The organism is Okeania hirsuta (genome assembly GCF_003838195.1).
Taxonomy (GTDB): Bacteria; Cyanobacteriota; Cyanobacteriia; order Cyanobacteriales; family Microcoleaceae; genus Okeania; species Okeania hirsuta.
This window is the reverse complement of record NZ_RCBY01000335.1, coordinates 1-6,033: the sequence shown is the minus strand read 5'-3', so window position 1 is coordinate 6,033 and position 6,033 is coordinate 1. Positions and strand designations below refer to the sequence as shown.

Sequence of the window (6,033 nt, the reverse complement as noted above, 5' to 3'; positions counted from 1 at the left end):
TGTGAGGTCAAGGGCATTATTGGGTTTTTAGTCATTTGTCAAAAAAATTAGATGCATTTTCCCTGAGTAGGTAGGGACGTTGCATGCAACGTCCCTACAGAGTAGACGATAATTGATTTTATTTTTTATTATTGGAGATGTCTAGTAGTAATATAACAACAAACATCAAAAAAAAGGAAACAAGCAAAATGAGAGAAACTTCTAAACCTGTTGTAGAAAAGGTTGCCATTATTGGTGCCGGTCCAGGTGGTCTAGCAACAGCGATCGCTCTGAGAAAACAAGGTATTGATGCCCATGTCTATGAAAAAGCCAAGGAATTTCGTCCAGTGGGAGCAGGTTTAGGTTTAATGCCTAATGGTCTAAAATGCCTGGATGCTATTCAAACAGACATATTGAATACTCTAAAAAATTCAGGTTGTCAACTCCAGAAAACTACCTTGAAAACAATCAGTGGAGAAACAATTAGAACTAGCGAAAGTAGCATGATGGCTAAATACGGACAACCAACATTAACTATTTGGTGGTGGCGGTTGCAACAGATTCTGGCATCATTTCTCCCACCAAACGTTATTCATCTGAATCATCGTTGCATTGACTTTGAACAAAATGAAAACAATGTTGTTACCTATTTTGAAAATGGAAAAACTGCCCAAGCCGATCTACTCATTGGAGCAGATGGTGCAAATTCTGTAGTCAGACAAAAATTGATTGGTGATGGGGAACCTCAATATCTTGGTAGTATGTCTTGGCGTGCTGTTCTTGACTATAAAGAGGAGCTACTGCCACCTGATGAAGCCATTATAATGAAGGGAGAAGACAGTCTATTATTTATCTTCAATTTAGGGGAGGGAAATATGAACTGGATTGCTCAGAAGGTATTATCAGAAGCATCTTTTTCCACCACTCCTGCTGAAACAAAGTCTCGTGTTGTCAAAGAATATGCTAATTGGAACGAATTAGTACAGAAAGTGATCGAAGCAACCAATGCTGAACGCATCTTAGAAACTCCGATCTGCCAGAGACTAGCATTAAAGCAATGGAGTTATGGTAGGGTGACTCTATTGGGAGATGCTGCTCATCTGATGCCACCATCATCAGGGCAAGGTACTAATACCACTTTTGAAGATGCTTATGAACTTGCTGAGTGTCTGGCCAATTTTCCCGACCTAGAAACTGCTCTCAATACCTACGACAAACGTCGCATTCAGCGCACAGCAATTATTCAAACCCGTAGTGCTAAAGGTGATAAACTTCAGTTCTATCAACCGAGTCAACAAACCAAGCAAAAGTCACCGCAGGATTTTCAAGAGTTTCAAAATTGGGTGTATGATTACGATCCAAAATCAGAGTCGCGTCTGAAACCTTGGAAAGAAACTGTAGTAATATAACAACAAATACTAAAAAAAAGGAAACAAGCAAAATGAGAGAAACGTCAAAACCTGTTGTGGAAAAAGTTGCCATTATTGGTGCCGGTCCTGGTGGTCTAGCAACAGCGATCGCTCTGAGAAAACAAGGTATTGATGCCCATGTCTATGAGAAGGCCAGGGAATTTCGTCCAGTGGGAGCAGGTGTAGGTTTGCAGTCTAATGGTCTGAGATGTCTAGATGCCATTAAACCAGAGATAGCCTTTACACTAAAACGTTCAGGTTGTCAAGTACAGAAAGTGACTTTAAAAACAAGCACTGGAGAAACAATCAGAACTACCGAAACTACCATGATGGCAAAATACGGACAACCACTACTGACTATTTGGTGGTGGCATTTGCAACAAATTCTGGCATCGGAGCTACCACCAGAAGCCATTCACCTGAATCATCGTTGTATTGGCTTTGAACAAAATGAAAACAATGTCGTTACCCATTTTGAAAATGGAAAAACTGCCCAAGCAGATTTACTCATTGGAGCAGATGGGGTAAACTCCGCAGTGAGACAAACATTAATTGGTGACGGGGAACCTCGATATGTTGGTAGTATGTCTTGGCGAGCTGTTGTCAATTATCAAGAGGAGTTACTACCAGCTAATGAAGTCATCTTGATGAAAGGAGAAGAAAGTATAGTTTACCTGCTTAATGTGGGAGAAGGAAATATGAGTTGGCTAGCGCGGAAGCTATTGCTAGACTCTACCCTTTCTTCTACTTTTGCTGAAGCAAAGTCTCGCCTCCTTAGAGAATTTGCTAATTGGATGGAACCAGTAAGAGAACTGATAGCACAGACAGATCCGGAACGGATATTAGAAGGGCCAATATGTGACAGACTACCATTGAAACAATGGAGTTATGGTAGGGTGACATTATTAGGAGATGCGGCTCATCCGATGGCACCATCAGCAGGTCAAGGAGCTAATACTACTTTTGAAGACGCTTATGAACTGACTGAGTGTTTGTGTAACTTCCCAGACCTGCAAACTGCTCTTACCAACTACGATAAACGTCGCATCCAGCGTACAGCAATTCTTCAAACTCGTAGTGCGGAGGGTGAAAAACGCTATTATCAATCTAATCAGCAAACAAATCAAAAGTCACCCCAGGAACGTGAAGAATTTCAAAATTGGGTGTATGATTACGAGCCAAAATCAGAGTCGCGTCTGAAACCTTGGCAAGAGACCTTAGTAGTATAACAACAAACATCAAAAAAAAGAAACAAGCAAAATGAGAGAAACTTCCCAACCTGTTGTGGAGAAAGTCGCCATTATTGGTGGAGGTCCTGGTGGTCTAGCAACAGCGATCGCTTTAAGAAAACAAGGTATTGATGCCCATGTCTATGAGCAGGCCAGGGAATTTCGTCCAGTGGGAGCAGATATAAGTTTGCTGCCTAATGGTCTGAAATGCCTAGATGCCATTAAACCAGATATAGTAAGTACACTGAAATGTTCAAGTTGTCAAGTGCAGAGAGTTACTTTGAAAACAAGCACTGGAGAAACAATCAGGACTTTCCCTAGTCCCATAATGAGAAAATATGGACAACCAGCATTAACTATTTGGTGGTGGCATTTACAACAGATTTTAGCATCTGCACTTCCAGCAGAAGTCATTCATCTGAATCATCGTTGTATTGGCTTTGAACAAAATCAAAACAGGGTCATCACCCACTTTGAGAATGGCAAAACTGTCGAGTCAGATTTGCTTATTGGAGTTGATGGGGTAAACTCTAGAATTAGAGAAATATTGATAGGTGATGGTCAACCTCGATATTTGGGTAGTATGTCTTGGCGAGCTGTTGTCAATTATCAAGAAGAGTTACTACCTCCAAATGAAGTCATCGTTATGAACGGAGAAAAAACCATATTATTCCTGCTGAACTTAGGGGAGGGAGATATGTACTGGGGCGCTCGGAAGCTATTGCCAGACTCTACACTTTCTTCTACTTTTGCTGAAGCAAAGTCTCGTGTCCTTAGAGAATTTGCTAATTGGATGGAACCAGTAAGAGAACTGATGGCACAGACAGATCCTGAACGGATATTAGAAGGGCGGATATGTGACAGACTGCCATTGAAGCAATGGAGTTATGGTAGGGTGACGTTATTGGGAGATGCAGCTCATCCGATGGCACCATCAGTAGGGCAAGGAGCTAATACTACTTTTGAAGACGCTTATGAACTTGCTGAGTGTTTGTACAACTTCTCAGAGCTAGAAACTGCACTTGCAAACTACGATAACCGTCGAATTCGCCGTACAGCAATTATTCAAACCCGTAGTGCGGAGGGTGAAAAACGCTATTATCAATCTAATCAGCAAACCAATCAAAAGTCACAGCAGATGTTTGAAGAGGAAGAGTTTCAAAATTGGCTGTATGATTACGAGCCAAATTCAGAGTCACGTTTTAAACCTTGGCAAGAAAAAGTAGTAGTATAAGAACAAATATAGCCATAAGAAATGATTCGTGAAAGAAACTGTAGGGGTTTTGTCTCCCAACCCAAGCGCATAAAGGATTTGGAGACCAGAAACCTACGATAAATCTTACAACCTATTTCGGATTACTATACCAATCAAAAGGAAACAAGCAAAATGAGAGAAACTTCTAAACCTGTAGTGCAGAAAGTCGCCATTATCGGTGGCGGTATTGGTGGTCTAGCAACAGCGATCGCTCTGAGAAAAAAAGGCATTGATGCTCATGTCTATGAGAAAGCTAGAGAGTTGCGCCCAGTCGGCGCAGGTTTATCCCTCAATCCTAACGGTTTAAAAGCTCTAGAGGCGATAGAATCAACTATAGTAGAACAATTAAAACAAGCGGGGAGCATACTCAAAGTCGTAAGCTTGCAGAAAAATACTGGAGAGATAACTCAAAAAACAAAAATCACCCTAATGGAAAAATACGGACAACCTTTGTTGAGTATCCGCTGGTCTAAATTACAGGAAATTCTGGCAGCAGCACTTCCACCAGAAATAATTCACCTGAATCATCGCTGTGTTGACTTCACTCAAAACCATAACAGTGTAACAGTAGAATTTGAGGGCAAAAAAACAGTAGAGGTAGACCTAGTAGTAGGAGCAGATGGAATTAAATCTGCTGTCAGACAAACACTAATTGGTGATGGCGAACCTCGCTATTTAGGTAGAATGTCTTGGCGTGGTCTTCTCAAGTATAGTCACGAACTGCTTGGTGCTAATGAAGTGACTACAATGACAGCCGCACCTAAGAACCTTACACTGATGGATGTGGGTGACGGATATATATTTTGGGGAGCAACAATGCTGTGTGTAGATGATTCTAATTCTGGGAATGCTGCTGATATTAAATCTCGGCTGCTCAAAGAATTTGGTGAGTGGGCATCTCCTGTGCCTGAGATTATGGAAGCAACAGATGCAGAAATCATTGTAGAACGACCGATATGGGATAGAGAACCATTGTCCAGTTGGAGCAAGGGGAGAGTTACACTTTTGGGAGATGCTGCTCATCCCATGAGTCCATCTATTGGACAGGGAGCAAGTACGGCTTTTGAAGATGGCTACGAACTCTCGGAGTACCTGGCAAAAGCTCCCAACCTTGACGCAGCTTTAGCTCTATATGATAGAAATCGCATAGAACGCACACATATTATTCAAGCTCGTAGTGGTTTGGCGGGCAGGCGAGCATACGAACCTGACAGCGAAAAATATCTTCAGGAGATATTCAGAAGTAATGAGGAGTTTGAAGACTGGCTTTATAAATACGATCCATTAGCGGTAGCGTCCTGTAGGGTATATTAGCCAGTCGAGAGGCGATCGCACAAAATTACAGTGAAGATCGCCTAAATTAGTAGGCACTATATATAGTATCCTTGCGTAAGTCCGATCGTAACAAATAGCCAAATACCAATACTAATATGAAATTACCCCCAGACAAATCTACTATTTTGCCCTTGAAAGCAAGTCTATTAACACTTTTAGCTATTATACCTCTTGTATCCATACATGGACACGAAAAAGATGTGTTGACTTTGATAAGCGATCGGTATATTCTAAAATCACATAAATACAATCACTCCAAACAGCCTCCAGTTAAGTATCAGAGTCAATCGCAGCCAGTAACGGAAAGTTTGAAAAACGCTCAAACTAGTGCAGGATGGCAGAAATAAGTGACCAGTAGAAGCAATGCCTTCTTCCTGAGATAGAATACTCAGAAGTGTGATCGCGATCGTAAAATAAATGGTCAATAGCCAAGCTAAAAATGATCGGCATTGAGTTGGATCCTTGAGTCAGTATGACCATGAATCTGAATCTGGTTAATCATCCTCTGAAAACCCCTGAAATTTCCAGATAAAAGGTCTGGCTAGAGTACAGTTGAAATAGTCAATAAAATTCAGTATCTTCTGCTTGAGGTCTGAGGTGGAAGAGAAACTGCTACGCCGGAGTAAACGCCTGGCCAAAATAGAGAACCAACACTCAATTTGATTCAGCCAAGAAGTATGTTTAGGGATATAAACAAAGCGAATCCGGTGAGACTCGTCAGACAAAAAAGCAGCACGAGTTACCATAGACTGGAGAATACCTGATTTCTGTTTCATATCAAATCCGGTAGCATCGGTATAAAAAAATTAAACCTGATAAATTAAGG

Annotated in this window: 5 protein-coding genes; 4 read left to right on the top strand and 1 reads right to left on the bottom strand. The window is 41.3% G+C overall.

Translation table 11 applies throughout. The features are described 5' to 3' along the window. Positions 1-188: 188 nt before the first annotated feature. From D5R40_RS29570 to D5R40_RS29555, 4 genes are all read left to right on the top strand, one after another. A complete protein-coding gene (locus D5R40_RS29570; RefSeq protein ID WP_240041680.1) occupies positions 189-1,388 on the top strand; it encodes an FAD-dependent oxidoreductase in 1,200 nt (399 codons plus the stop codon). Positions 1,389-1,420: 32 nt separating this feature from the next. Continuing rightward, on the top strand, positions 1,421-2,617 hold the full coding sequence (locus D5R40_RS29565) for an FAD-dependent monooxygenase (protein ID WP_124155622.1): 1,197 nt from the start codon (positions 1,421-1,423) through the stop codon (positions 2,615-2,617). Positions 2,618-2,648: 31 nt separating this feature from the next. After that, positions 2,649-3,851 carry an FAD-dependent oxidoreductase gene (locus tag D5R40_RS29560; protein ID WP_124155621.1) on the top strand — a complete coding sequence of 401 codons (1,203 nt, stop codon included), beginning with the start codon at positions 2,649-2,651 and terminating at the stop codon, positions 3,849-3,851. Positions 3,852-4,004: 153 nt separating this feature from the next. Further along, positions 4,005-5,186: an FAD-dependent oxidoreductase gene (locus tag D5R40_RS29555; protein ID WP_124155620.1), complete on the top strand. Its 1,182-nt coding sequence runs from the start codon at positions 4,005-4,007 to the stop codon at positions 5,184-5,186. A 515-nt stretch (positions 5,187-5,701) separates the two neighbouring features. Here the strand turns inward: D5R40_RS29555 and D5R40_RS29550 are convergent. Further along, the gene (locus D5R40_RS29550; protein ID WP_205127734.1) at positions 5,702-5,983 is read right to left on the bottom strand and encodes a transposase; all 282 of its coding nucleotides are present in this window, start codon (positions 5,981-5,983) and stop codon (positions 5,702-5,704) included. Positions 5,984-6,033: the final 50 nt, after the last annotated feature.